Here is a 26,471-nt window from a genome sequence, read left to right on the forward strand (position 1 = left end):
ATACACAAGTCATGAATATTGAAAAATTTATACAAGAGTTTACAGAACAATTTGACGATTTAGATACAAGCACTTTTACTGCTGAAACTCTATTTAAAGAAAACGACGAATGGAGCTCAATGACAGCCCTTTCTATTATTGCAATGGTTGATGACAGCTACAAAGTTAGATTAACCGGTGATGACGTCAGAAATTCAAAAACAATACAAGACATATACGACATTGTTTTGGCTAAATCAAAGTTATAAATGGCATTTTTAAGCATAAAAAATGTTGCAATAAGGGGGATATCAGCGTGTGTACCCGCATATGTTGAAGAAAACCTTGAAATTATTGATGTCCCCAGCATGGATATTGATAAATTAATTAAAACAACCGGTGTTGAACGCCGGCATGTGGCAACACAGGGCATCTGCACCTCTGATATGTGTTTCGCAGCAGCCGAAAAATTGATTGAAGAATTAGATTGGAATAAAGATGAAATTGAAGGGTTGATAATGGTAACCCAATCACCCGACTATCTTGTACCTGCTACCTCACCATCGTTACAGCATCGTTTAGGTCTTTCTCAAAATTGTTTTACGATTGATATATCCTTAGGTTGCTCGGGCTATATTTATGGATTAAGTACACTTGCCAGTTATATGCAAAGCGGGATGATAAAAAAAGCCCTGCTTTGCGTTGGCGATGTATCATCCATATCTTGTTCAAAACAAGATAAGAGCACTTACCCCTTGTTTGGCGATGCAGGTACTGTAACTGCGTTGGAGTATTGCGAGTTAGATGAAGGGATGAAGTTTCACCTATCGAGCGATGGAAGTGGTTATAAAGCAATTATAATACCCGACGGTGGGCATCGTAGACGCTTTTCAGAATCCTCATTGAGTGAACATGTGATTGATAAGGGTATTATTCGCAACAATAGTGAATTATGGTTAGATGGTATGGATGTGTTTTCTTTTGGGATCTCCAAAGCCCCAGAAACCGTAAATAAATTACTAACAAAATTCGAAATAGTAAAAGATTCGGTTGATCATTTCTTTTTTCATCAGGCCAACCTGATGATGAATGAACGCATTAGGAAAAAATTGCAGCTGCCTGAAAACAAAGTGCCCTACTCATTAAAAGATTTTGGTAACACCAGCAGTGCAAGTATCCCTTTAACCATGGTTACGAAAACTGCCGATGAATTAAGGAATGGGCAAAATAATATAATTGCATGTGGTTTTGGTGTGGGTTTATCATGGGCAACAATGCACTGTAATACTACTAACTTGGTCATCCCCGATTTAATATATTATGGATAATCCGTTCTCTTTAAAAGGTAAAAAAATTTTAGTTACAGGCGCCTCTTCAGGCATAGGCAGGCAGATTGCTATCAGTGCTTCAGGAATGGGCGCAGAAACTTATATTACAGGTAGAAATGAGGAAAGATTATCTGAAACTTTCCACCAACTCCAAATACCCGGAGGGCAATATATTGCCGATTTGGCGATAGAAGAAGAACTGGAAAACCTGGCGCAGTTAATGCCTAATTTAGACGGAGTGGTGCTATCGGCGGGGATCATAAAAGCCTTGCCTTATAAGTTTTTAAACAGGCTTGATTTTGATGCAATTTTTCAAACAAATTTTTTCTCGCCTGCATTTTTAATTTCTAAGCTATTAAAAACTAAAAAGTTAAATAAAAAGGGGTCAATAATATTCATATCATCCATAGCAGGTAACTATATAGGCGCACCTGGTAATGCGATGTACAGCGCTTCAAAAGGGGCCATAAATGGTGTTCAAAAAGTATTAGCTGCCGAACTCTCTCCTCAAAAAATAAGGGTTAATAATATTTCGCCGGGAATGATTAGGACTGAGCTCATCAACGACCCCTCTTTTACGGAAGAACAAATGAAAAAAGACGAAGAAAAATATCCATTAGGATATGGAGAACCTATCGACGTTGCCAATGCAGCGGTTTACTTATTGTCTGACGCCAGCAAGTGGGTAACGGGCAGCACGTTGGTAGTTGACGGTGGCTTTATAATACGCTAAATGCAAGCTTTTATTAAAGCTGTTTCCTACTACCTTCCGCAGCAAAGATTGACTAACCTCACACTATCAGCCTTATTCCCTGAATGGGGTGTAGAAAAAATAGCCAATAAAATAGGCATCGATACCCGGCATATCGCGGCCGAGGATGAATTTGCATCAGATATGGCAGTTGCCGCCGCTCAGAAACTTTTCGTGGAGCACAACATTGCCCCAACCGAAATTGATTTTATACTGTACTGCACCCAAAGTCCCGATTATTTTTTACCCACTACGGCCTGTATTATCCAGGATAAGCTGCGCATTCCGGTCAAAGCGGGCGCGCTTGATTTTAACCTTGGATGTTCGGGTTACATTTATGGTTTGGCTTTGGCCAAAGGATTAGTAGCTGCCGGGATAGCGAAAAACATCCTGCTGCTTACCTCTGAAACTTACTCCAAATTTATCCATCCCGGCGACAAGCGCAACCGCACCATTTTTGGCGATGCGGCTGCCGCTACTTTGGTTAGCACCGACGGTTTTGCAGGCATAGGTGAATTTGAGTTGGGGACGGATGGCAAAGGGGCCGAAAACCTGATAGTAAAACAAGGCGCTATTCGCTACCCGTCTAAAAATGCGGATAGCGTTAACGATGGTTATGGCAACGAGCAATCGCCGGGGCATTTGCATATGGATGGGCCTGAAATTTTCGCTTTTACATCAAAGGCTGTTCCCAGTCTTATTGCCGATACATTATTTAAAAACAATTTAGATAAAACAGATATTGACCAGTTTATTTTGCACCAGGCCAACCAGTTTTTGCTGGAGCACCTACGCAAAAAAATAGAGATCCCCGCAGAAAAATTTTATATCTACATGGCTAACGTAGGCAATACGGTATCATCCTCGGTACCTATCGCGCTGTCTGAAGCTATGAATGAAAGAAAGGTACGCCCCGCAGAAAAATGGCTATTGGCTGGCTTTGGCGTTGGCTACTCATGGGGTGGTACCGTAATAACATTTAACAAACCGTAGTGAATATCCCCTTTTTATCGTTTAACAACCAAAATAACTTAGTTGAAAAAGAAATTCGTGCAGCATTTGAACGGGTTTTCCAAAGTAAATGGTATATACTTGGTGAGGAACTTGCCGATTTTGAAAAAGCTTACGCACAATATAACGAGGTACAGCATTGCATTGGCGTAGCCAACGGCCTCGATGCGTTGCACATTGCGCTTAGAACACTCGAAATTGGTAAAGCCGACGAAGTAATTGTTCCTTCAAACACATACATCGCTAGCTGGTTAGCTATATCACAGACCGGTGCCACTATTGTGCCGGTTGAACCCAATCCGCAAACCTTCAACATCGATCCGGATAGGATTGAGGCGGCCATTACTCAAAAAACAAAAGTGATTATGCCGGTGCACCTGTACGGTCAGGCATGCCAGATGGACGCAATCATGAAAATTGCCGGCAAGCACAATTTATTTGTTATCGAGGATAATGCACAGGCCCAGGGATGTACCTACAACGGTAAGCTTACCGGCAGTTTTGGGCACATTAATGCAACCAGCTTTTATCCTACCAAAAACCTGGGGGCTTATGGCGATGCAGGGGCTTTAACCACCAGCGATGCTGGCCTTGCGCAAAAGGCAAACTTGCTGCGCAATTACGGTTCTGAAAAGAAGTATTACAATGAAGTTATTGGTATAAACTCAAGACTTGATGAACTACAGGCCGCCTTTCTCTCGGTAAAACTGAAGTACATGACCGGATGGGTTGATGAGCGGAGAAAAATAGCCGCCGCCTATGATCAGCACCTTGCAGGCATTTGCGGGCTTATATTGCCAACTACCGCACCAAAAGCAACGCATGTTTACCATCTGTACGTAATTCGTACAGATAAGCGCGACGCCTTAGAAAAATATTTAAACAGTATGGGCATCGGTACAGGTATTCACTACCCTGTTCCGGCTCATTTGCAAAAGGCATATCAATACCTCGGCTACCGAGACGGCGATTTCCCGATAGCAGAGAAAATGGCTGGAACTTGCCTGAGCCTACCTCTTAATCCAGGGATTACAGAACAGGAAATAACTTATATCTGCAAAATGACGCGTAAGTTTTATGAAAAGGGTTTTAATAATTAGCAATAAATTAACCATAGGAGGTGCAGAAAAGCTATTAGTCGAGCTCGCCGTTTTTGCCCAAAAAAACAATATCCAACCTACGGTATTGATACTGGACAATTACCAGCACCAGTATTATGATTCTATTTTACAAGGTAAAGGTATCAAAGTCGTACACACACGGATCAGGCCTATCAAACATTTCAGAGCGCCGCTTAAAATGATGCATTCGGCATGGTGGGCCATCAAATTAAAATATTTTGCGCAAAAATATTACGATAGCGTACATACTATCGGCTTATATAACGTTGAAAAGGTGTTTGATACTATAACACACAGGCACCGCTACTTTTGGAACGTAAATAACAGTATTCAGTATTTCAACATGGAATACAGCTACCAGCAGGAAATTTTTGGCAATGGCGAGGACACTATAGTTAGCATCAACAAATACCAGCACGGCGAACTTTACCAGCAATATGGCGATGCAATAAAAGCAAAAATAGTGCTGTCAAAACTATTTATCGATGATACGAATTAATTTAGTTGCCCGGATAGCAGGGGATAAAAATTCATTCCTCGATCTTGTATACATTGCCTTTCAACTTAAACAGCAGGGTTTTGAAGATTATTTAGTGACATTCATAGGTGCCATTGAAACCATCGAAATCTATCAGAATATTGTACGTATGGCCGAACTGCTGGAGGTTGGTGACAAAATTGATTTTACCAAAAAATCCATCCCGATGCACCAACTGCCTGACGATATCAAAAGCGGTTATTTTTTTGCATTTACAGTCGGCATGTTTATGGGCTACTCAGCGATCGAGAGCATCAACCTTGGTTTTAAAACTATTTTTTGCAATGTAGATAAACGCCTGGACTGCGAGCAATCTTGTTACATCAACGTTTGTCCTAACCTTAATGCCGTTATAGATCTCATTTTGATGATAAATAAAGATACTGCCGTAGTTGATAAGCAAATAGCCATAAATAATCAGTTGATGAAAAAAAACTATTTATTAAACGCGGATGAAGCTTCATTGTTAAAGTCATTGATGGCTCCTAATGGATAAATCCAAACATTTAGGGATCTCCGTATTAATTTGTTGTTATAATAGCGCGGCCCGCCTGCCCGAAACCCTCAGGCACCTTGCTACACAGTTTGTGCCTGCTAAAATTAACTGGGAGATTATCATTATAAATAACGCCTCAACAGATGACACCTTAACAGTTGCTGATAGTGAATGGCAACAATACGATATGCCCAACGTAGGCTTCAAAATTTTAAATCAGGATCGGCTCGGAAAAAACTTCGCTTTTAAAACAGGGATATCCCATGCCGAATATGATTACATTTTAACATGTGATGATGACAATTGGCTTTTTCCCGATTATATTGCAAAAGCCTTTGCCCTTATGCAAGCCGATGAAACCATTGGTGCACTTGGTGGCTGTGGCGTTTTTGAGCCCCAACAGCCTTTTAATAACCAGCTTAACGGCTTATCCGGTTACTTTGTGAATGGCCCTCAAACATGGGCCGAAAGTCAGCATTGGGTTTATGGAGCCGGTTCAATTTATAAAAAAGCTGTTATAATTGATTTGTTTAACAAAGGATGGCAACAAATTACATCTGGTCGCACCGGCACCAGCTTAATTTGCGGCGAGGATGTTGAAATTTGCCTGGCGATATATTTAAGCGGATATAAGATAATAGCTAACAACGAGCTCCAGTTTAAACATTTTGTACCGCTAAAAAGGCAAAGTCTAAGCTATATTAATAACCTTTCATATTGGCTTAGCTATAGTAGTGTACTGCTAAATAGTTACTATGTTTTTCTCAATGGCGATAAAAGAACTATTCGTGAGATAAATGATTCATGGTTGTCCTTTGCGGTCAAAACATATCTTAAAAGCATCATACTACTGATTTTTCAGAAAATAATTAAACGAAAAAGTATAACCATTGAGCAAAAGATCTCATTAAATTCAATGCTCGGCACATGCTCTTCCCTTATGAAAAACAGAAAAAAAATAGCAGCTCACCATCAGCTGGTTGCCCGGATTTTAACAAGTATAGGTAGTACGGTAACATAATTGTCAAATATTTCATGAGTTATAAAATGCCCGTGCTTTTCTTAATTTTTAACCGGCCCGATCACACCCGAACCGTTTTTGAGGCCATTCGTAGGTTTAAACCGGACCATTTATTTATTGCAGCAGACGGACCGAGGCACGATCGCCCGGATGATTTGCTATTATGTAAAAGCGCAAGGGCCATGGTTGACCATGTTGACTGGGATTGTGAAGTAAAAACCCTGTTCAGAGGGGAAAATATAGGTTGCGGCAAAGCGGTTTCAGAAGCTATTACCTGGTTTTTTAATTATGTAGATGAAGGAATAGTATTGGAAGACGATTGTTTACCGAATGAGAGTTTTTTTAATCTTTGCGCATGTTTGTTAGAAAGATATCGGTTTGAGGATCAAGTTATGCACATTGGAGGAGCTTACTTTCATAACCAAAGCTCGCGTATAAAAAGCAGTTATTACTTTAGCAATTACATACATATATGGGGTTGGGCAACCTGGAAAAGGGCATGGTCAAAGTATCAATACAACATTGATCTAAATCAAGACTTCCTCAATACCTTAAAAATAAAGTTTCCTGACACCAAAGAATATAACTTTTGGAAAAATAGTTTTAGTGAAATGGCCAACCATTCTATTGATACATGGGACATTCAATGGTCATATAGCATATACAAAAATAATGGTATAGGCATTACACCGGCCTGTAACTTGATATCAAATATAGGTTTCGGAGCTGGGGCTACACATACATTGGGGCATGATGCGAAAACAGCCGCGTTACCGCTCGGTTCGATCGATACGATAAGGCATCTTTCCAAGATCAGGATTTCCAAATGGACTGACAAAAAAACCTTTAAAAAGTTATATCAGTTTGGCAATACCAGATTTAACAGTATTAAATTCATTATAGGGCAAAAAATTCCTATTATCAAGGTTGCATATAATAAATTGCTTAAAGCAGTAAAACACTTTAGCTCTTCTCAAAAATGATCTGCTCCATATGTTCAAATAAATTAACTAACCTATTTCAGGCTATAGTCCTTTTTAAGTACGATGTGCAGTATTACAAATGCACCTACTGCGGATCACTACAAACAGAAAAGCCATATTGGCTGGACGAAGCTTATGAAACTGCCATTACTGCAACTGATATCGGGCTGCTGAATAGAAACATAACTCTAAGCAATAACGTTTTTGATATTATATCAAAAAAATTCAACACGAATAGTCGGTTTCTCGATTTCGGAGGCGGCTATGGTGTCCTGGTACGACTGCTGCGTGATAAGGGTCTGGATTTTTATCGACAGGATATTTATTGCCAGAATATATTCGCAGTTAATTATGATATATCAGACCTAAAAGTTAACGAACTAAAATTTGAGGCAGCAACATGTTTTGAAGTATTTGAACATGTTACCGACCCTTATAAGTTATTAGAAGAACTACTTGCCTATTCGTCAAATATTCTAATTTCAACAACACTTGTACCTGGAGAAATTAATTCGCCAACCGATTGGTGGTACATTGCTCAGGAAACAGGGCAGCATATAACTTTTTATAGTCTGAAATCGTTAGAAATAATAGCGGATAGATACCATTTGAATTTATATTCCAATGGGGAAAATCTTCATTTGTTTACAAGGAAAAAGTTCGACAAAAATCCGCTAATACCTAATAACTCAATAATAGATAAGGTAAAAAACAAAGTAGTATTTCTTTTAAAAAAATCAACTCAAACACCTATAAAAAGTCTTACAGAATACGATCTAAACAATGCAAAGTTAATTGCATCAAATCAACGACCTAAAGGCTAATGCATTCTCTCAAAAATAAGTTTAAATTTTTGGTTATACGTATCATTGCCCCTGGCATTATCAAGGCTTTATTCTTTTTTGTTCCATCAAAAAAAAACACGCTGTTGATTATTAAGAATGACGGAATTGGGGATTATATTTTATTCAGAAATTTTCTTGCCTTTTTAAAGCAATCGGAAAAATACCGGGGCTATGATATTTATCTACTTGGCAATCTGGCATATAAGGATATTTCCGCTTACTTGGATAAAGATTCCGTAGATCGTTTTTTTTGGAATACCGATGGCTATTTCTTAAAATGGAAATTGTTAAAATTATTAGTTGATCTTCATCGCTTAAGGTTGAACAGCGTTATTTACACTAATTATTCACGTAAGACCCAGGTTGATTGGATAGTAAAAAACTTAAATGCCCCAAACAAAATCGGTGTTGATGGAAATACAACAAACCAGTCAACGCAATTTAAGAATAAAGGCAATGCTTATTATACGCGGTTAATAACTGTGCCTGGCGGTGCTACTCATGAATTTGAAAGAAATAAACAATTGTTTGAAATAATTGCCGAAGAAAAATGTCATTACAATAAGCCGTTCATCAATAAACAAAAATTAAATATTGTATACAACAATTACATTGTAATTTTTATTGGAGCCCGTGATAGGAATCGAAAATGGTCAAATAGAAATTTCAGCGATTTAACTAAGTTGATCATTTCAAATCTGAATGTAAATATCATATTTGCCGGAGGCGAAGACGAAATTGCAGATGGACTAATGATCCAACAAGATCTTGCGATGAAAGGAGTTATCAATAAAATCGGTGCATTGAGTTTAATTCAGTTATGTGAATTGATCGGTGGGGCAAAACTTGTCATCTGCAGCGATACGGTAGCGGTGCATATCGCGGCTGCGTTATCAATACCTGCCGTTTGCATTTCGAAAGGCGATCTTTATAAAAGGTTTATTCCGTATCCTGATCATATCGAAAATAAAATCAACAGTTTATTTCCCGTTGCTTTTAAAGCAGATGCCGCGGCTTACGAACTTTGGTCAGAGCTAAATATCGACGCCGTACAGTTAATTGATGTTTACAATGCGGTAGTAAGCACTTTGCAATTACATAATCTTATGCCAAATGCACCTTCCCGACCTGAATGAATATCTGTTATCGTTTAAAAAGAAAGGCATTGGTTATCCTTTAGCGACCGTTTTATCGCAACCTGAAGGATTGTTAAAATATTTGCCCGCTCCCCCAAACAGTAAAACGGGCTGGCCGTTCGATCAACAGTGTAACCCGACTATTTATAGCGATAAAACAATCTGGCCAAAACTTACCATTGTTACGCCGTCCTTTAACCAGGCCGACTTTCTGGAGCAAACCATCAGAGCGGTGCTGCTTCAAAACTATCCCAACCTTGAATACATTGTTATTGACGGCGGCAGTACAGATGGGTCAAGGCAGATCATCGAAAAATATGCGCCATGGCTTAGCTATTATCAAAGCGAAAAAGACAATGGACAAAGCCATGCCATCAATATCGGTTTCAGTCTTTCTTCTGGCTCTTTTCATGCATGGATAAATAGCGATGATTATTATACGGAGGGGGTATTTTATCGGGTAATCAATGCATTCATAAAAACCAAAGCCGAATTCATTTACGGTTATGGAGATAATTATCATGTATTAACCGGTCAGACAACAACAACTCGTATTCTCCCTTTTATTGATTATTTTATTAAAATCCCGGGTCTTATACAGCCTTCAACTTTTTGGAGCGCAAATATCCATGAACCAGTTTGGGAAGAGCTACATTGTGCGCTCGATTATGAATTATGGCTTCGTTTGGTAAAAGACCATCGTAGGCAACTTATAAAAGCTTCACTATCTGTTACCAATTTGCATAGCGGTGCAAAAACCCACTCGCCTAAAATGAAAGCACAATGGGAGGCAGATCATCAAATGATTTGGGCTCCCAACGCGCATGGCAGAGTAGATGAATGGAAGAAGATCATGTTTTTGAACCGCGTCCGAACCAAACTTTACCGCTTGTTTAAATTGATATAGCTTTTAATAAATGCTCTCATTCTCCGATTTAAAAAAAAACATAAAGAATAATCCTACAGGCTTAACTCCTGTTAAGGTAGCGTTACTTGCCGATAGCGCATCGCAGTTTATCAATACGGCGATAAGGGGTTACGGCGCAGAGCTTGGTTTAAACCTGGAATTATACGAGGCTGATTACAACCAAATTGAACAGCAAGTTTACGGTCCTACATCCGAATTGTATGCCTTCGCTCCTGTCTACATTGTTATCATACAATCAACCGAGCATTTACTGCATAGTTTTTATAAACAAGATGACCGCACGGGTTTTACCGATCAGGTTATCGCAAAAACTATCGATCTGTATAACATCTTATCGCAGCGCCTGAAAACCCAGATCATCATCAATACTTATATTGAAATAAACGACCAGGTTTTTGGCAGCTACGCGGCTAAAACACAAAGCTCGTTTTTGTATCAACTGCGCAAAATAAACCTTGGTTTGATGGACTTAGCTTCCGAAAATACAGGTTTGTATATTACGGATCTGGCATCTCTATCGGCTGTTAAAGGATACGAAAACACCTTTGATACCAAAATGTACATCTATGCCGATATGGCATTTGGGATTGATTTTTTACCGGCTATTGGTCAAAGCATCTGCCAGATTATCGCTTCAACACTCGGCAAATCAAAAAAATGCATCGTCCTTGATTTGGACAATACCCTTTGGGGTGGTGTTATTGGTGACGATGGCATAGAAAATATCATGATAGGCAGCTTGGGCATGGGCAAAGCTTTTACCCAATTGCAGCTTTGGTGCCGCGAGTTGAAAAACAGGGGCATTATATTAGCCGTGTGCAGTAAAAACACGCTCGAAATAGCGCAGGAACCATTCATCTCCCACCCCGATATGGTACTTAAACTTGATGACATCAGCCTGTTTGTGGCCAATTGGGAAAACAAAGTTGATAACATCAGATATATACAACAGGTGCTAAACATTGGGATGGATAGCATGGTGTTTTTGGATGATAACCCCTTTGAGCGCGAGATGGTAAAATCGGCCATCCCACAACTTACAATACCATCCCTACCCGATGATCCTGCTGATTATATGCTGTTTTTGCGGGAGTTAAATTTATTTGATACTGCATCTTTTACCGAAGATGATAAAGACCGTACTGAACAATACCGCCAACAGGCCCAGCGCACAAGCCTCCAAAATAGCTTTGTTAACGAGGCAGATTATTTGGCCAGTTTGGATATGCAATCTCGGGTGAATGCTGTTGATAAATTCACTTTGCCAAGAGTAGCACAGTTAACATTGCGCTCAAACCAGTTTAATCTACGCAACATGCGCTATAATGAGGCTGATATAGCAGATATCAGCAGCTCGGAGAATTATTTTACCCTGACTTTTACCCTTGAAGATAAATTTGGAGATAACGGGCTGATCGCTGTGATCATCCTCAAAACAATAGGTGAAGACACTCTTTTTATCGATACCTGGATTATGAGCTGCCGGGTGTTAAAACGCGGGATGGAAAACTTCACGCTTAACAATATCGTACAAGCTGCCCGGGATCATGGTTTCAGCAAAATTATGGGTGAATGTCTGCCTACAAAAAAGAATGGCATCGTAAAAGATCATTACCAGAACCTCGGCTTCACCTTAAATGGTGATGCTTGGGAACTTAATACATATAGCTACATCAATAAACAAACTTTTATAACAGGCAAACAATAATGGATACCGAACAAATACTTACACAGATTAACGATATTTTTAAAGATGTACTTGAAAGCGACGATATAATACTTACCACCGCTACCACCGCTGTCGATGTGGAAGAATGGGATTCGTTAAACCACATACAACTGATAGTAGCCATCGAAAAAAAATTTGGCATCCGCTTTACTACCGCCGAGATCTATACCTGGAAAAACATTGGCGATATGTGTGCCGTGATAGTACAAAAAACGCAGAAATAACCTCCCGATACCACCGCCCGGTCAATGCTTTTTAACTCGCTCCTGTTCCTACTTTTTTTCCTGACAGTAACGCCTGTTTACTACCTGCTGCCTCATAAAGCCCGCTGGGGATGGCTGCTGGCTGCAAGCTGTTACTTTTATATGTACTTTAAGCCGGTATACATTCTCATTATATTTTTTACTATTATTATTGATTACATCGCTGGAATTGTGATCGAAAAGTCGGAGGGGCGAAGGCGTAAGTTTTTCCTTATTTTAAGTTTGGCGGCTAATATCGGCGTGTTGGCTTTTTACAAGTATTTCAATTTTTTGGCCGAGAATATCAACTTTATCGGCTCGTCATTTCACGCGCCCGAAATTCCGTTGCTTAACTTAATTTTGCCTATCGGGTTGTCTTTCCACACCTTTCAGGCCATGAGTTATACCATCGAGGTGTACCGCGGTAATCAAAAAGCCGAGCGGCATTTGGGCATTTACTCACTATATGTAATGTTTTACCCGCAGATGGTGGCGGGGCCTATAGAGCGGCCACAGCATATTTTACCACAGCTGCACAGGGTTAATAATTACAATACTAAAAACCTGGTTACCGGTATTTTTCTGATGCTGGTGGGTCTGTTTAAAAAAGTAGTAATAGCCGATAGGTTGGGATTGTATGTCGATCCGTTGTTTGCCAACCTGCATGCCCATTCGGCGTTGGAGATGATGGTGGGCATTTTCTTTTTCGCCTTCCAGATCTATTGCGATTTTAGCGGTTACTCGGATATAGCAGTTGGCGCGGGGCTTACCCTCGGCATCGAACTGATGCGGAATTTTAACTACCCGTTCACCAGCACTTCCATCACCGAATACTGGCGCCGATGGCATATCTCACTCTCCACTTGGCTTAGCGATTATGTGTTTACCCCCATCCTCATCAACAAACGCGATTGGGGCAAAGGGGCGGTGTACTTCGGCCTAACGGTTACTTTTTTCGTCAGCGGTTTATGGCATGGCGCGGGCTGGCCCTTTATTATTTGGGGCTTATTGCATTCTGTAGCCATGTGTTACGAGGTTTATACCAAAAAGCGCCGGACCAAACTGGCAAAAAAGATTCCTGCTAAATTGTACCAAAGCTTAAGCGTGGTTTTCACTTTCATGTACTTGCTTTTTGCCTGGATCTTTTTCAGGGCGCATACCATTCAGGATGCCTTTTTTATGCTTGGGCATATTGTAACGTTCCATAACATGAGTTATACGGCTGCCGGGTTAATGAATATAAAAGAGGTCTTTTATTGCCTGCTAATCATCATTTTGTTGATGGCGGGCGAAAAGAACCTGTACAAAATAGCGGAACTGAGCATCTCCAAAAAAATAATGGCTTCCATTGTGCTGTTTATATTCTGCTACTTTCTGGGTGTTTTTAATGAGGCTCAGTTTATTTATTTCCAGTTTTGATGCGTAATATAACCGGCATATTAATCACTATTGCAAGCCTGGCGGTTTTACTAACAGCCATGAACCAGGGCTTTGTGAACCGGGTTAAGCAAGACAGGTATTTCGACCATCTTACACCCGAAAGCAAAAAAACACAATCGCTTTATCGCAAAATTTTTATACGCAGCGACAGATGGAAATACGGCGATCTGTACGGCATGAGTTTCATTCCCGAATACAGGATCAAACTTACGCCCTTTAAAACTTACGATAACCGGGTTGATAAAAACCCAACCAATAAAGTACTCTACATTATAGGCGATAGCTTTACGGCAGATAAAAATTTCAATAACGCCTTTGATGGTTTTGACCACGTTATTTTTCTGGACAGGCGATTTCCCTTCGGACCCATCAAACCTGATACCACCAAACAAAACTACCTGATCATGGAGTTTTCGGAATTGAACATCGCCAACTATCGCTCAAAAAATTCGTTTGAGATCTTAAATTACGCGGCAATCCCTCCGCCTTTCAAACCAGTTTCACTATTTGAACGAATTGGCAACATCCTTTTTAATAAGGATCTGAATAAAAATATTGAGTTGTTACTTTTTGATGATAAAGTGTACACGCCTTTTAAAGCACTTAAAGCATCGGTCAATTACTATATTTTAGGGCGATTACCTAAAGAGGTGGCTGTAAGTACAGATAAGCAACGTTTGTTGCTAAATAGCACAATAGATACAACCTCCGAAAAATCTGTATTCAGGTCTTTGCTACCGTTAGAGATCGATTCGATAAGCGCGGGCTTGAAAATCGATCAACAACGTTATCTATCGTTAGGATTTAAAAAGGTTTACCTGTCGCTTATACCTAATGCCGCATCAGTTTACGATGAGCATAGGCTTAATTATAATCAGTTAGCCCCACAAATTGAAAATAAAGCAAGCGTTCCCCTCATCCCTCTCTATAATATTTTTAAAAGGGATAAAAGAAATCTATACTCCCGCAGCGATGCGCATTGGAACGATATAGGTTTCAGCATTTGGGTAACACAGGTTAATAATGTTTTGAAAGCAAGCACCAATTGACACCCTTTTTTTCCATCATCATGCCGCTGTTTAACAGCAGTAAAACTTTTCAGCAAACGCTGAATAGCATCAGCAGCCAAAGTTTTAAGGATATTGAATTAGTTTTTGTAGATGGAGGTTCGGCAGATGATACCCAACTTATTGTAAATAATTTTAGGAAATACGGGCAAACGGCCGTCCAATTTATATCCGAACCCGATAAAGGTATTTATGATGCCATGAATAAAGGCCTGGAGATGGCGACAGGCCAGTGGTTTTATTTTATAGGAGGGGATGATACGCTTGCCGGTTCGGATACGCTGCAAACAATGTATAATGCTATACAAAGTCAAAACGCCGATCTGGTTTACGGCAATGTTACCGGCGCGGTATCCGGCACAAAATACACCGACAATACCCTGAATAAAGTATTATCGCGAGGCATCCATCACCAGGGTATATTTTATAAACGTAATGTATTTGAATATACCGGTAAATACGCGCTTACCTTTAAAGTGGCGGCCGATTATCATTTAACCTTAAAAGTGTTTTGCAACCCGGCATTTAAAACTCGATATATAGATGTGGATATAGCGCGTTTTGGTGAAGCGGGACTAAGCTCAACCATGTACGATTATCGCTTTTTTAGCTATCACTACCATTTATTAGCACAACACAATGCTGCTGATAAACTTGATGACAAGGCCGCATGTCTCAACCAATCTGTTTATTGCTGCCTTTATCTTGCCAAAACAAAACAAAGCATGAGCTTTGCCTGGAGCAACATTTTATATTATATAATCCGGCCCAACCCGCTTAGCATTTCCCAAAGGTTCAAAACATTTTTTAATATGCTGATCTGGACAGCAAAGCCCGCGAGATAATTGGCCGGATCAATAAAAACCATAACCGCTACGCTTGGCAAAATTTTAAAATACGGGATCCCATCGCATATCATCGCCTTTGGCGAATCATTAGGTGATAACTTGTTGCTCACCGTGCTAACCGCCGCGCTTTACGAGCGCGGTTTTAAAAACGTTTGGGTTAAAAGCGATAGAGGTCAGTTATTTGAGCACAACCCGCATATCAAATTAGTGCAACCTTTTAGGACTTTACTATCCGGCTCGGTATTGAAGCTATTCAACGTAAAAACGGTTTATCCAAAATATACCGTTTACAATAAAGAAACCGATAGCGACCAAGTGCCGGAAAAGCACATCATTTTAAAAATGGCGGATGACCTGGACTTGAAGGGTAATATCAAAGCCAAACCGGTATTGACCCTTACTCCCACCGAACGCCATAGCGGTGAGTGGGCAAAAAACGCTATCGTAATAACAAGCTCGGCTGCAGCAGCCCTTTTCCCTATGCGCAACAAAGAGTGGATAGTTGAAAGATATCAACAGGTCGTCGACCGTTTTAAGAACGATTATCAGTTTATTCAGTTAGGCTCATTCGCTGACGCGCCGTTAACTGATGTTATCGACATGCGCGGAAAAACCGATGTACGCCAAACCGCCGCCATTTTAAGCAACGCGGTCTTGCTATTATCACATGTGAGCTTTATGATGCACCTGGCACGGGCGGTTAATTGCCGTGCCGTGATCATTTACGGCGGCAGGGAACGGCCCGATCAATCCGGCTATCCCTGTTTTGACAATATTTATTCGGCAGTTGAGTGCTCACCCTGCTGGTTACATAATACCTGCCATTACGATAAAAAGTGCATGAACATGATCTCGGCAGATTTGGTAGTGGATGCCGTTTTAAAACAGCTTAGCTTAAAAAACGAACCGTTAAGCGCAGATCTATTGGTTAATTAATGAGGCTTTCGGTTATTATTTCCACTTACAATCCTGATCAAAAACGATTGTCACAAACGATTGACGGGCTGAAAAGCCAATCCTTAGCAAAGCATGAGTGGGAACTGATCATCGTCGATAACAACTCATCCAACTATTTTCATAACGAATTTGATCTGGACTGGCACCCTTCTGCCAAAATTATTACAGAAACTAAACAAGGCTTAACTTATGCCCGGCTGAGGGGATTCAATGAATTGACAGGCGATATTGTTGTGATGGTTGATGATGACAATGTTCTTAATAGCGATTACCTGGAGCAGGTTCTATCCATATTCAATCAATATCCGAAGGTAGCATCAATAGGTGGTAAATCGTCACCATTGTTCGAATCCAGGCCCCCGGATTGGCTTAAAGAATTTTACGGCAACCTAGCCCTTCGCAATCTGGGCGACAATGTCATGATCTCAGAATGGGCTAATCGGTACCCTCAAGCTGCGCCGATTGGTGCAGGCATGGCGATGAGGCGTGAGGCGCTGGATACTTATATCAAAAAAATAACGACCGGCCAAAGTAACATCAGCGATAGAACCGGCACATCCCTAACCTCGGGAGGTGATAATGACTTAGTGCTTGAAATGCTGAGATCAGGATGGCAGGTAGGTTATTTCCCGCAATTAACTTTGCAGCACATTATCCCCGCCAAACGCATGGAAGTAGCTTATCTGGCTCGCCTGATCCATAATACCAATAAATCATGGGTGCAATTACTGCAAAGCCATGGCATTAACCCTTGGAAAAAAATACCGAAATGGGGCGTGTTACCACGTAAAATAAAAGCCTGGGTTACGTATAAAGCTTGGCAAAACAAATCCAGCTATATTAAATGGCAAGGGGTCTGCGGAACTTTTGAAGGGATGGCCGCACTGCCCGAAAACTAACAGATGCAAACGCTAATTAACTTTTTCTATCGTAATCCTAAATCCCGGCTCAAGCACTTCAGGCGGTTTGGAGGGTATATAAATTACCGCAAAATGATGGCGGCCCGCAAGCAGATGGAAAAAAGATCAGTTGGCTTGCCACCTGTAATTTCGGCACCTGATGGCTTGCCTGTTTATTTTCTAACCGGGCAAAATTACTTGTACCAAACACTGTATTGCATCCGTTCATTAACACTTGTTGCCGGAACAAATTTCAGGTTTATACTGGTTGATGACGGAAGTTTTGACGACGCGTTGATCAACCGGATCAAAAAACAACTGCCCGGGGCGGATCTCATCACCAAAAATATCATCGCGCAAAATCTGGACAAGATAATCCCCATTGAGCGTTACCCTTACTTGCATCAAAAAAGAGCGGTTTACACGCATATTAAAAAACTAACGGATATACATACCATACCTGGCAATGCCTGGAAACTGGTACTTGATTCGGATATGCTTTTCTGGCATAAACCCGATCAGATCATGGCATGGCTTAGCCAACCCATCAAGCCCATCCATATGGTTGATTGCGGGGAAGCTTATTATTATTCAAAAAAGCTGATGGAAGAGCTAACCGGCAAACCCATTAAACTGCTAGTAAATGTTGGCGCAATCGGTTTAAACAGCGATACCGTAGATTGGGATAAGCTAGAACTTTGGGCCCGCGAACTAGAACAACAGGAAGGAACCTCCTATTACCTGGAGCAGGCGTTATCAGCTATGCTGATAGGCAATGATGTTGCCAATGTGCTGCCGGCCGACAGCTATATTGTTAATCCTGATAAGATAACCGTGAATGAGAGCCAGGGTATTTTGCATCACTATGTCGATCTTTCAAAAGAAGTGTATTATAAAACCGCATGGAAAAAGCTGATCTGAAAAAGCTTTCGTTGGTTTCGGTATGTGTTCCCGCTTATAATTGCGAAAAATATATATCGCAGGCTATTCGGTCGGTATTAGATCAAAGCTATCCTCATATTGAAGTTATTATTGTTGATGATGGTTCAACAGATCAAACGTGGCAGGAACTTCAGAAATTCAGCAACTGTAATGTTATCCTGCTGCAACAGGATAACCGGGGGGCAAGCGTAGCAAGAAATAAAGCCTTGTCGGTAGCCCGGGGGAAATATATTCAGTTTATGGATGCTGATGATATATTAAGCGCCGATAAAATTGAGGCCCAGATACAGGCTCTTTCTGGTGACGATGACAGGATGGCCGTATGCAGTACTGTTCATTTTTTTGAGGGTGAACAGCCCTTTAAAAAAATCCCTTCGGCTTATGAAGAGCAGTTTCTGTATACTACTCAAAACCCAGTTGATTTTATGATCCACCTTTGGGGTGGGTATAATTTTAGCGCTTCCATGGTACAGCCCAACGCCTGGCTTACACCCAAAGCATTGATAGATAAAGCTGGCGGCTGGAATGAACAATTATCACTTGACGACGATGGCGAATTTTTTGCAAGGATGGTACTGAACTCTAAAGGAGTTATAAAGACCAAAGGATATAATTATTACCGAAAGTATAAACAAACGACTCAAAACCTAGCCTCCCAAAGTAATACTCTCGGTATGTTCAGCCTGCTCAAATCAACTTTATTAAGGAATACTTACTTATTAAACAAACGCACCGATGAACCGGCTTTAAAAGCGGCCTTCAGGCAGTTAACCGAGTTGGCAGTGCAATCTTATATCATTCATCCTGATGTTTACAAGCAGGTAAAAACCGAGCTGGAAAAGCTTCCCCCTTACCGGTACAACATGATCCTCGGAGGGCCGTTATTAAATACAATAGCCCGTTTTAAAGGATGGAAGTTTGCCAAAAGAATACAATACCTATTTCAGCATCGCAACAAATAAAATGATCATCAAGAACATACACCTTTTTTTTACGCCCAATGAAGTTTGAAAAAAATTTAACGGTAAACCGCTATATATGGGCACAGCAAACTTTAAAGTCCATTCTTGATCAGAACCCGGCGATAAAAACGGTATTCGATGTCGGCTCAAGAGATGAAATTTTATATCAGTACTGTGAGGAGTTATCAATCAACTATCAGAGTTTTGATCTCGCGCCGCTTGCAGATAACAGCAGGCAATGGGATATTGAAAACCCTTTTCCTTATGACGACCCACAGGCTGATCTTATAACCTTCTTAGAAGTAATAGAACATTTAAATAATCCCTGGATCAGTATTAAAAACATCGCCGGTGTTTTAAAAAAGGATGGTTATTTACTATTGACCACACCAAGCCCGGCCTGGAGCAATTCGAGACTGAACCTGCTCATGAAAGGCAACTTAAGCTGCTTTACGCAAAACGATCTTGATAACAACCATCATGTTTTTACGCCATGGCCGCATATAGTTGAAAAATTACTCCATGATAACGGATTTAAAATTGTGAAGGCCGTAACCATTGACGGCAACACAAAAATTTTCGACCAGCAATTATCCCTTTTAAGATTTCCTCTTCAAATAGTTTATCGGCTCATTAAAAAACTTATCGAAGTTTTTGATCATAACTCAAGTGGAATGAGTTATGCGATATTAGCGCAAAAAGTGTAATGCTGCCTTTAAACATTTTTTACCGGGAACCCAATCCTGACAGGTGGCTAAAATTTGATAGGTACCCTCGGCAACTGATCAGGCGTATTATTCGTGGCAGGCCGCGGCCGGGAGGCGTAATGATGGTGGCCCTTGAATTACTGAAGGGCCTTGATATCTTGAAGATTCCATATCGTTTCAACGATTTTAAATACATCTGTAAACATCCTAACGAACTGGCTTGTATTATTGGCAAACCACAGTTATTGTTTGATAAAAAATGGAAAAATCCGATACTTTTTGGCGCCGGGGTTTTTTCGCACCCTAAGGACTGTCCCGATCTTTTTGACAAATATCCTAACGTAAAAAAGATTCTCGTTCCCGGCGACTGGATGCAGCAAATGTTTGAGAAGTACTACGGCTCAAAAGTTGTTACCTGGCCTGTTGGTATCGATACGCAGAAATGGCATCAGGGTATTAAAGCGGCTGATAAGCGATTTGATTTTTTAATTTACGACAAAATAAGGTGGAAGCACAATCATTACAACGATACGCTGGTCAAGCCGATAAAAGACCACCTGTCATTGTCGGGTAAAACATTTTCAACCATAAAATATGGCGCTTACACCCATGCCGAACTAATGCAGAAAATATCGGTTTCGGAAGCGGTTATATTTTTGTGCGAACATGAAACGCAGGGGCTGGCCTATCAGCAGATCTTATCAACCAACACACCAATTTTAGCCTGGGATCGCGGCGGTATGTGGCAGGACCCTTCCTATTATCCTGATAAAGTAAAATTTGAACCGGTAAGCTCCGTTCCCTACTGGGATAAGCGCTGCGGGGTAAAGTTTACGGATGCAACAAATTTCATATCAGGATTACGTACATTTATTAATAAGCAGCAAAACCTTGAATTTGCGCCGCGCGACTACATTCTTAAAAACCTATCGCTTGAAGTATGCGCGCAAAAATACGTGGATATTGCGCTGAACGTTATAGCCGGGCTACCATAATGCCGTTAAAAAACATAAACATATTACGTGGCATAGCAGCGTTAGCGGTAACTTGGTTTCACCTCACCAACAACTCTTCATTAGGCAAAAGCGTGGCAGCCACTGGGCAATACGGTTATTTAGGCGTTGAGATTTTTTTTGTGATAAGCGGTTATATTTTGCCCTACAGTATGGCTATGAGAAGCTATCGTCTGGCCGATTATGGCAGATTTAACGCAAAACGACTGCTCAGGATTTACCCGCCTTATGTAATAACCATAATATTGGGTATCGCGTTAATGATGGTTACCAAAGTTCCGGTTCCGGATAGCAGGATTCTGCTTAGTGAATTTGCTTATCTGAACAGCATTTTAGGTTACTTTTGGACAGTTCCTGTGTTTTGGACACTGGCCATTGAAGTACAATTTTATATTTTCATCAGCCTTTTTTACCCGCTCATTACATCCAGGTCAAATACGGTATTTGTGTTGTCGCTTTTACCTATGTTTGCTTTAGCTTTTGTAATACCAAGCTCGTTTTTGCCAAATTGGTTTGGTATGTTCGCCTTGGGCATCGTCCTATTCAGAAAAACCGAATTAAAACTGCAACCAGCTTTATTTTGGAGTTTAACAATAGCAGTTGCAGCATTCATCATGTATGTAAACGGCCGTTATCAATCTATAACAGCCCTCTGCACTGTGCTTTTTATATTGTTTATTCCGGCCGAAAAAAACAATAGGTTAACCAGTGCGGGCGTTTGGCTCGGCTCTGTCAGTTATTCATTATATTTAATTCACTGGGATTGGGGCCGGGTTATGATAGCAGTTTCAAGACATCTCCCCTTGGCTGGTAATTACGAATGGTTAAGGCTTACTTTTGGCCTTGGCATGTCGTTATTTTTAGCCTGGCTATTTTATACGTTCATCGAAAAACCCTCCATCAACCTGAGCAATAAATTAAAATATGGTCGTAAAAGATCTCCGGTAAAAACCTGATGACTAAAAAAATCCTTATCGTTTCCCAATCGCATGTTTGCCGTAATCCGCGTGTTTTAAAAGAAGCGCTAGCACTGGCCAGTGCAGGGTTTGATGTAACCATCCTGACCGCTGTTTACAGTGGGGATTTATATAACGAGGATATGGCTTTGCTCCACAACAGCGATGTGCATTACAAAATATACAGCGACCTGCGGTATAAAAACCGCTCATCAATAAAAGCGCGTATATTTAAAAAGCTTTGGGTGGCCGCTCAAACCTATTTAAATATCGAAAGCCCGAATAGCTTGGGTTATCATGTATCAGCATTAAAAAAATATTTATCGGTGTCAAAAGCCGATTTATTGATCATGCACCAGGAACTTGCTACCGTAGTTGGCAGCAAAATGGTTACTAAACGTAAAATAGCCTTTGATATAGAAGATTGGTACTCGGAAGATCTTTTGCCCAATGCCCAAAAAGGAAGACCGATAAATTTGCTCAAAAAAGCCGAGAAAAAAGCTATTGAACAGGGCGCATGCTGCTATACCACATCAAAAGCCATGGCTAGCGCCCTAAAGATCCAGTTTAATACCTTAAAGCAGCCCGAGGTAATCTACAATTCCTTTATCCCATCCACCGGAATTATTGATCATGGGCAGCCCGTCGGCTTTATAAAGCTATATTGGTTTTCGCAAACCATTGGGCCGGGCAGGGGCCTTGAATTTTTCATTAGTTGTTTAGCGCAAAGTGAGTTCAAATGGGAAATCAGCCTACGGGGAAAGATTGTTAACGGCTATAAAGATTTGCTTAACAATTTGATGGCAGCAAAAGACCGCATTATTTTTTTACCGCTGATCCCCAACGAATCTTTACTTGATGATATGACCAATTACGATTTCGGGCTTGCGCTTGAGCCCGACAATCCGCCCAATAAAAACCTCACCATATCCAACAAGCTATTTCATTACATGGCTGCGGGGCTTCCGATAATAAGTTCATACAACCAGGGGCAGGCGGAAATAGCGAGCCAATGCCCCGAACTTATTTTCCAGTATAAACAAGGCCATGCCGGTGAATTAATAGGAATACTGAATGAGCTTGGTGCAAAATTACAGAACAGTGAACTGAACGGGTTAAAAAAAAAGGTGCTTGATTTTTACAGGGTAAACTTTTCCTGGGCTAATGAGGCAGATAAATTGATTATACTTATAAAAAACATTTTTGAAACATAAGGTTAGCTTACAGATCAACCTCGCTCCCGGCGATTACCAGCATATGCAGTACCTGCTTCCGCATCAGTTAAACCAGTTGCAGCAACAGGTCGATGAAATTATTTTAACTGTGGATACTAAACAGGGCAAAGGCCGCTTTGCCGAAGGCTGGAATACATATAAAGATTTTTTAGATAGATTTTTGAAGGAAAAAATCGAGCCTTTTTACCCTGTTAAAGTTATAACTGTTGATTACAGCTCGTCGGTTGAACAAAAAATTGCCAGATACTTTTTTGGCAAAACGCAGATGCCGTTTAAAGATTTCAGGGGTGGTCCTTTTTACGCTTACTTTTTTGGCTTGTATACAGCTACCAACAAGCTGGTTTTTCATTTGGATTCGGATATGTTGCTGGGCGGCGGTAGTCAAAACTGGATTAACGAAGCCGTGAGTTATTTTAATATCGATCCAACGTGCTTTGTAATGGCTCCGCTGCCAGGGCCGCCCGATCATAACGATACTTTAAAAGGGCAACATATCATGAACAAAATAGCGCCCTTTACCTGGCAGCTTGCCGGTATGAGCACCCGGATTTTTTTAATTGATAAATCTAAGTTCAACAATAACAAGCTCCTTATAACAAAACCCTCGCTTCGCAACCAAGTAAAGGCTATCATTGACGGGCAGAGTAATGCCGATTTACCCGAACACCTAATCAGCACTTTTATAAAAAAGCATAATCTGAAACGGATAGATTTTTTAGGATCGGGCGAAGGGATGTGGTCATTACATCCTCCCCACCGTACCAAATCGTTTTATGGGCAATTACCGGCCATCATCAATCATGTTGAGACCAATAACTTGCCCGAAAATCAACGGGGATTTTATGATATTATTGATGAGGTTTGCGACTGGACGGAGGCCAGAGAAAAATTTAAGCACAACAAATGGTGGAAACGACAGCCATAAAACAGGTAATAACAGAATCGGCAGATACAATAGTTCTGATGGTATCGATAGGTAAACGTTCACATTTAAGTAATTTTACCTATCCTGGCCTTGCCGCATGGGCTTCACTACACGGGTATTCATGCATGCTGGTGAAAAAGCAGATGGCAGGCGAAGACAGAGCCCCGCATTTCAATAAACTGATCGTCCATCGTTTAGTACCCGGTTTTAAACGGTATATAATTGTTGATGACGACCTCATGTTAAAAGGTGGAAGCCCCCCAATAGAAGGTTTTGATGAAACCAAGATTGGCCTTTGTAAAGATCCTGTTCAGTCAAATACCCAGGCGGCCCATGTTAAATGGACAGCCAATACAGGTTTCATTATAGCCTATCAAAAATCGCTGCATCTTTTGGAAGAAGCTTATCTCAACGGATCATATCCATACAATTGCTGGGATAATAGCGACCAGGGAATATGGGGCTCTCATGATCAGGCAGCCTTGAACAATGTGGTATTCAAAAAAAACCTTGTTCATCAACTTGATTGGCGATGGAACTACCAGATAGTGGTTGACTATTACGTTAATCGTGGTAAGGGTTGGCACAAATGGACACAAAGCCGAGTCTATCGTATTGGCTTCTATATCTCGCTACTAATACCCTTCAGCCAAAACAAAAGGCTATTGAACCAAAGTTATGGCTTGCATATGACCATGGGCCTTTACCCGAAATTCTTTCGTCGCCTTTATAAATAGATTTAATCAAATGCCTAAAAAACTGCTCATCATTTCACCTTATTTCCCGCCCGTAAACGCAGCTGATATGCATAGGGTACGCATGAGCCTACCTTATTTTGAGGGTATGGGATGGCAGGTTGAAGTGGTTACCGTAGCCGGAACTTATTCAGATATGGCAACCGACGAGCTGTTGCAGCAAAGTGTGCCTCCCTCTACCACCATACACCAGGTTAAAGCATTTAGCAAAAAGTTTACTTCAAAATTTGGCTTAGGCAGTATTGCTGTACGATCGCTATGGTTTTATAAACAGCAGGTAACCCAAATTTTAAAAAACGATCAATTTGATCTTATTTACTTTTCAACAACCCAGTTCCCGCTTTGCATTCTAGGCGCATATTGGAAAAAGCGCTTTAATGTACCTTATGTGATAGACATGCAGGATCCATGGCATTCTGATTATTACATGACCAAGCCCAAATACCGGCGTCCACCAAAGTATTGGTTTGCTTATAGACTCAACAAATACCTTGAACCCATCGCCATAAAAAATGTTGATGGATTGATTAGCGTGTCATTGAGCTATATCGATGAACTCAAATCCCGTTACTCGGTCATTAAAAATATTCCGGCGGCGGTAATAACTTTCGGTGCCTTTGAACCCGACCTGAAAATTGCTAAAGATAATAGCCCAATGTTCCCCTCACTATTGGACGATCGGTTTATCAATATCGTATACATAGGTCGCGGAGGCGAGGATTTGCACAAGGCTATTGCCCCGGTATTCAAGACCTTCAAATTAGGGTTAGAAAACAATATGGAAGGCTTTTCTAAAATAAAATTTTACTTTATCGGTACTAGCTATGCACCCACCGGGAAGGGCACTGCAACCATTTTGCCGCTGGCACAACGATTTGGTATCGGGCACCATGTTATTGAAGTTACTGATAGGATTAGCTATTACCATGTCTTGCTAACCTTACAACAAGCCAATGCACTATTCATTCCTGGTTCAGACGATCCTCAATATACAGCATCAAAAATATTCCCCTACCTGCTAAATCGGAAACTGGTGCTGGCCATTTTCAACAAAGCAAGTTCGGCCATACCCATCCTGCAGGAATATGGTGTAAAGCACATTTATAATTATGACGAAGTAAGCACGGTAAATCTGAATATTTTTTTTGATCAGCTTATAAATGGGAATACGGCCAACATTGACTACAATACTAATGCCGTTGATAAGTATTCAGCATTGGAAATGACACGCCAAGAATGCCTCTTATTTGATCAGGTGCTTTGTCAGTACGCGCTATATCATGCTTCATAGCGATAACTTATGAAAAAGTTAGCCGTAATAGTAACTCATCCAATCCAGTATTATGCTCCTGTGTTTAAAATGCTGCATGAGCGGAAAAAAATCAGCATCAAGGTATTTTATACCTGGGGCGAAGGCGCACAACAAAAGTTTGATCCAGGTTTCGGCAAACCAGTAACCTGGGACATTCCACTATTAGAAGGTTATCCTTATGTATGGGTTAAAAACACCGCTACCAATTCAGGTTCGCACCATTTTCGAGGGATTGTCAACCCTAACCTGATAAATGATATTAGCCAATGGAAGCCCGAGGCCATACTTGTCTTCGGCTGGGCTTATCACAGCCATTTAAAAGCATTGCGTTATTTTAAAGGCAAG

Annotated in this window: 28 protein-coding genes; all 28 read left to right on the forward strand. The window is 40.8% G+C overall.

Translation table 11 applies throughout. From position 1 onward, the window contains the following. The first annotated feature begins 11 nt into the window (after positions 1-11). The 28 genes from IDJ76_RS16425 to IDJ76_RS16560 all read left to right on the forward strand — a co-directional run bounded on the left by IDJ76_RS16425 (position 12) and on the right by IDJ76_RS16560 (position 26,105). The gene (locus IDJ76_RS16425) at positions 12-248 is read left to right on the forward strand and encodes an acyl carrier protein (RefSeq protein WP_191164547.1); all 237 of its coding nucleotides are present in this window, start codon (positions 12-14) and stop codon (positions 246-248) included. Further along, a complete protein-coding gene (locus tag IDJ76_RS16430; RefSeq protein WP_191164549.1) occupies positions 249-1,307 on the forward strand; it encodes a 3-oxoacyl-ACP synthase III family protein in 1,059 nt (352 codons plus the stop codon). After that, the gene (locus tag IDJ76_RS16435; RefSeq protein ID WP_191164551.1) at positions 1,300-2,040 is read left to right on the forward strand and encodes an SDR family NAD(P)-dependent oxidoreductase; all 741 of its coding nucleotides are present in this window, start codon (positions 1,300-1,302) and stop codon (positions 2,038-2,040) included. Before IDJ76_RS16430 ends, IDJ76_RS16435 begins: the two co-directional genes overlap by 8 nt. Then, complete coding sequence (locus IDJ76_RS16440; protein ID WP_191164553.1) at positions 2,041-3,051, forward strand: ketoacyl-ACP synthase III; 1,011 nt, start codon at positions 2,041-2,043, stop codon at positions 3,049-3,051. It abuts the gene before it with no gap. Then, positions 3,051-4,169, forward strand: a complete 1,119-nt coding sequence (locus IDJ76_RS16445) for a DegT/DnrJ/EryC1/StrS family aminotransferase (RefSeq protein ID WP_191164555.1) — start codon at positions 3,051-3,053, stop codon at positions 4,167-4,169. The genes IDJ76_RS16440 and IDJ76_RS16445 overlap by 1 nt, the downstream gene beginning before the upstream one ends. Beyond that, the gene (locus IDJ76_RS16450; protein WP_191164557.1) at positions 4,147-4,689 is read left to right on the forward strand and encodes a glycosyltransferase family protein; all 543 of its coding nucleotides are present in this window, start codon (positions 4,147-4,149) and stop codon (positions 4,687-4,689) included. Before IDJ76_RS16445 ends, IDJ76_RS16450 begins: the two co-directional genes overlap by 23 nt. Then, positions 4,676-5,224 carry a hypothetical protein gene (locus IDJ76_RS16455; RefSeq protein ID WP_191164559.1) on the forward strand — a complete coding sequence of 183 codons (549 nt, stop codon included), beginning with the start codon at positions 4,676-4,678 and terminating at the stop codon, positions 5,222-5,224. The genes IDJ76_RS16450 and IDJ76_RS16455 overlap by 14 nt, the downstream gene beginning before the upstream one ends. Then, positions 5,217-6,245 (forward strand): glycosyltransferase family 2 protein, encoded by a 1,029-nt coding sequence (locus IDJ76_RS16460; RefSeq protein ID WP_191164561.1) that lies wholly within the window; start codon positions 5,217-5,219, stop codon positions 6,243-6,245. The genes IDJ76_RS16455 and IDJ76_RS16460 overlap by 8 nt, the downstream gene beginning before the upstream one ends. 14 nt (positions 6,246-6,259) lie before the next feature. Next, on the forward strand, positions 6,260-7,228 hold the full coding sequence (locus IDJ76_RS16465; protein WP_191164563.1) for a nucleotide-diphospho-sugar transferase: 969 nt from the start codon (positions 6,260-6,262) through the stop codon (positions 7,226-7,228). 65 nt (positions 7,229-7,293) lie between these two features. Beyond that, positions 7,294-8,052, forward strand: coding sequence for a class I SAM-dependent methyltransferase (locus tag IDJ76_RS16470; RefSeq protein ID WP_191164565.1), 759 nt, complete (start codon positions 7,294-7,296; stop codon positions 8,050-8,052). Beyond that, a complete protein-coding gene (locus IDJ76_RS16475) occupies positions 8,052-9,209 on the forward strand; it encodes a glycosyltransferase family 9 protein (RefSeq protein WP_191164567.1) in 1,158 nt (385 codons plus the stop codon). The genes IDJ76_RS16470 and IDJ76_RS16475 overlap by 1 nt, the downstream gene beginning before the upstream one ends. Further along, positions 9,187-10,116 carry a glycosyltransferase family 2 protein gene (locus tag IDJ76_RS16480; RefSeq protein WP_191164569.1) on the forward strand — a complete coding sequence of 310 codons (930 nt, stop codon included), beginning with the start codon at positions 9,187-9,189 and terminating at the stop codon, positions 10,114-10,116. The genes IDJ76_RS16475 and IDJ76_RS16480 overlap by 23 nt, the downstream gene beginning before the upstream one ends. Positions 10,117-10,126: 10 nt before the next feature. Further along, positions 10,127-11,845 (forward strand): HAD-IIIC family phosphatase, encoded by a 1,719-nt coding sequence (locus IDJ76_RS16485; protein ID WP_191164571.1) that lies wholly within the window; start codon positions 10,127-10,129, stop codon positions 11,843-11,845. Next, the gene (locus IDJ76_RS16490; protein ID WP_191164573.1) at positions 11,845-12,090 is read left to right on the forward strand and encodes an acyl carrier protein; all 246 of its coding nucleotides are present in this window, start codon (positions 11,845-11,847) and stop codon (positions 12,088-12,090) included. Before IDJ76_RS16485 ends, IDJ76_RS16490 begins: the two co-directional genes overlap by 1 nt. A 24-nt stretch (positions 12,091-12,114) precedes the next feature. Beyond that, positions 12,115-13,527, forward strand: coding sequence for an MBOAT family O-acyltransferase (locus IDJ76_RS16495; RefSeq protein ID WP_191164575.1), 1,413 nt, complete (start codon positions 12,115-12,117; stop codon positions 13,525-13,527). After that, a complete protein-coding gene (locus IDJ76_RS16500) occupies positions 13,527-14,597 on the forward strand; it encodes a hypothetical protein (RefSeq protein ID WP_191164578.1) in 1,071 nt (356 codons plus the stop codon). Before IDJ76_RS16495 ends, IDJ76_RS16500 begins: the two co-directional genes overlap by 1 nt. A 20-nt stretch (positions 14,598-14,617) precedes the next feature. Then, positions 14,618-15,460 carry a glycosyltransferase family 2 protein gene (locus tag IDJ76_RS16505; RefSeq protein ID WP_191164580.1) on the forward strand — a complete coding sequence of 281 codons (843 nt, stop codon included), beginning with the start codon at positions 14,618-14,620 and terminating at the stop codon, positions 15,458-15,460. Next, positions 15,461-16,399, forward strand: coding sequence for a glycosyltransferase family 9 protein (locus tag IDJ76_RS16510; protein WP_191164582.1), 939 nt, complete (start codon positions 15,461-15,463; stop codon positions 16,397-16,399). Further along, the gene (locus IDJ76_RS16515; RefSeq protein ID WP_191164584.1) at positions 16,399-17,319 is read left to right on the forward strand and encodes a glycosyltransferase; all 921 of its coding nucleotides are present in this window, start codon (positions 16,399-16,401) and stop codon (positions 17,317-17,319) included. The genes IDJ76_RS16510 and IDJ76_RS16515 overlap by 1 nt, the downstream gene beginning before the upstream one ends. Positions 17,320-17,322: 3 nt before the next feature. Further along, entirely contained in the window at positions 17,323-18,240 is a 918-nt protein-coding gene (locus tag IDJ76_RS16520; protein WP_191164586.1) for a glycosyl transferase, read from the forward strand. Next, a complete protein-coding gene (locus IDJ76_RS16525) occupies positions 18,222-19,223 on the forward strand; it encodes a glycosyltransferase family 2 protein (RefSeq protein ID WP_191164588.1) in 1,002 nt (333 codons plus the stop codon). Before IDJ76_RS16520 ends, IDJ76_RS16525 begins: the two co-directional genes overlap by 19 nt. Positions 19,224-19,261: 38 nt before the next feature. Continuing rightward, positions 19,262-19,930: a class I SAM-dependent methyltransferase gene (locus tag IDJ76_RS16530; RefSeq protein WP_191164590.1), complete on the forward strand. Its 669-nt coding sequence runs from the start codon at positions 19,262-19,264 to the stop codon at positions 19,928-19,930. Next, a complete protein-coding gene (locus tag IDJ76_RS16535) occupies positions 19,930-20,925 on the forward strand; it encodes a hypothetical protein (RefSeq protein WP_224746373.1) in 996 nt (331 codons plus the stop codon). Before IDJ76_RS16530 ends, IDJ76_RS16535 begins: the two co-directional genes overlap by 1 nt. Continuing rightward, a complete protein-coding gene (locus IDJ76_RS16540; RefSeq protein ID WP_191164592.1) occupies positions 20,925-21,899 on the forward strand; it encodes an acyltransferase family protein in 975 nt (324 codons plus the stop codon). The genes IDJ76_RS16535 and IDJ76_RS16540 overlap by 1 nt, the downstream gene beginning before the upstream one ends. Next, positions 21,899-23,113 carry a glycosyltransferase family protein gene (locus IDJ76_RS16545; RefSeq protein ID WP_191164594.1) on the forward strand — a complete coding sequence of 405 codons (1,215 nt, stop codon included), beginning with the start codon at positions 21,899-21,901 and terminating at the stop codon, positions 23,111-23,113. Before IDJ76_RS16540 ends, IDJ76_RS16545 begins: the two co-directional genes overlap by 1 nt. Continuing rightward, positions 23,103-24,059 carry a hypothetical protein gene (locus IDJ76_RS16550; RefSeq protein ID WP_191164596.1) on the forward strand — a complete coding sequence of 319 codons (957 nt, stop codon included), beginning with the start codon at positions 23,103-23,105 and terminating at the stop codon, positions 24,057-24,059. The genes IDJ76_RS16545 and IDJ76_RS16550 overlap by 11 nt, the downstream gene beginning before the upstream one ends. Then, a complete protein-coding gene (locus IDJ76_RS16555; protein ID WP_191164598.1) occupies positions 24,038-24,796 on the forward strand; it encodes a hypothetical protein in 759 nt (252 codons plus the stop codon). The genes IDJ76_RS16550 and IDJ76_RS16555 overlap by 22 nt, the downstream gene beginning before the upstream one ends. 10 nt (positions 24,797-24,806) lie before the next feature. Further along, the gene (locus IDJ76_RS16560; RefSeq protein WP_224746374.1) at positions 24,807-26,105 is read left to right on the forward strand and encodes a glycosyltransferase; all 1,299 of its coding nucleotides are present in this window, start codon (positions 24,807-24,809) and stop codon (positions 26,103-26,105) included. Positions 26,106-26,471: the final 366 nt, after the last annotated feature.

Origin of the sequence: Mucilaginibacter glaciei (assembly GCF_014773245.1) — a bacterium.
Classification (GTDB): domain Bacteria; phylum Bacteroidota; class Bacteroidia; order Sphingobacteriales; family Sphingobacteriaceae; genus Mucilaginibacter; species Mucilaginibacter glaciei.

Coding starts and splice junctions, on each gene's coding strand:
- IDJ76_RS16495 (WP_191164575.1), top strand. CDS start 12,115: ATGCTTTTTAACTCGCTCCTGTTCCTACTTTTTTTCCTGACAGTAACG.
- IDJ76_RS16515 (WP_191164584.1), top strand. CDS start 16,399: ATGAGGCTTTCGGTTATTATTTCCACTTACAATCCTGATCAAAAACGA.
- IDJ76_RS16485 (WP_191164571.1), top strand. CDS start 10,127: ATGCTCTCATTCTCCGATTTAAAAAAAAACATAAAGAATAATCCTACA.
- IDJ76_RS16530 (WP_191164590.1), top strand. CDS start 19,262: ATGAAGTTTGAAAAAAATTTAACGGTAAACCGCTATATATGGGCACAG.
- IDJ76_RS16505 (WP_191164580.1), top strand. CDS start 14,618: ATGCCGCTGTTTAACAGCAGTAAAACTTTTCAGCAAACGCTGAATAGC.
- IDJ76_RS16430 (WP_191164549.1), top strand. CDS start 249: ATGGCATTTTTAAGCATAAAAAATGTTGCAATAAGGGGGATATCAGCG.
- IDJ76_RS16475 (WP_191164567.1), top strand. CDS start 8,052: ATGCATTCTCTCAAAAATAAGTTTAAATTTTTGGTTATACGTATCATT.
- IDJ76_RS16525 (WP_191164588.1), top strand. CDS start 18,222: ATGGAAAAAGCTGATCTGAAAAAGCTTTCGTTGGTTTCGGTATGTGTT.
- IDJ76_RS16520 (WP_191164586.1), top strand. CDS start 17,323: ATGCAAACGCTAATTAACTTTTTCTATCGTAATCCTAAATCCCGGCTC.
- IDJ76_RS16555 (WP_191164598.1), top strand. CDS start 24,038: ATGGTGGAAACGACAGCCATAAAACAGGTAATAACAGAATCGGCAGAT.
- IDJ76_RS16450 (WP_191164557.1), top strand. CDS start 4,147: ATGAAAAGGGTTTTAATAATTAGCAATAAATTAACCATAGGAGGTGCA.
- IDJ76_RS16440 (WP_191164553.1), top strand. CDS start 2,041: ATGCAAGCTTTTATTAAAGCTGTTTCCTACTACCTTCCGCAGCAAAGA.
- IDJ76_RS16490 (WP_191164573.1), top strand. CDS start 11,845: ATGGATACCGAACAAATACTTACACAGATTAACGATATTTTTAAAGAT.
- IDJ76_RS16460 (WP_191164561.1), top strand. CDS start 5,217: ATGGATAAATCCAAACATTTAGGGATCTCCGTATTAATTTGTTGTTAT.
- IDJ76_RS16535 (WP_224746373.1), top strand. CDS start 19,930: ATGCTGCCTTTAAACATTTTTTACCGGGAACCCAATCCTGACAGGTGG.
- IDJ76_RS16425 (WP_191164547.1), top strand. CDS start 12: ATGAATATTGAAAAATTTATACAAGAGTTTACAGAACAATTTGACGAT.
- IDJ76_RS16545 (WP_191164594.1), top strand. CDS start 21,899: ATGACTAAAAAAATCCTTATCGTTTCCCAATCGCATGTTTGCCGTAAT.
- IDJ76_RS16435 (WP_191164551.1), top strand. CDS start 1,300: ATGGATAATCCGTTCTCTTTAAAAGGTAAAAAAATTTTAGTTACAGGC.
- IDJ76_RS16455 (WP_191164559.1), top strand. CDS start 4,676: ATGATACGAATTAATTTAGTTGCCCGGATAGCAGGGGATAAAAATTCA.
- IDJ76_RS16560 (WP_224746374.1), top strand. CDS start 24,807: ATGCCTAAAAAACTGCTCATCATTTCACCTTATTTCCCGCCCGTAAAC.
- IDJ76_RS16500 (WP_191164578.1), top strand. CDS start 13,527: ATGCGTAATATAACCGGCATATTAATCACTATTGCAAGCCTGGCGGTT.
- IDJ76_RS16465 (WP_191164563.1), top strand. CDS start 6,260: ATGAGTTATAAAATGCCCGTGCTTTTCTTAATTTTTAACCGGCCCGAT.
- IDJ76_RS16540 (WP_191164592.1), top strand. CDS start 20,925: ATGCCGTTAAAAAACATAAACATATTACGTGGCATAGCAGCGTTAGCG.
- IDJ76_RS16480 (WP_191164569.1), top strand. CDS start 9,187: ATGCACCTTCCCGACCTGAATGAATATCTGTTATCGTTTAAAAAGAAA.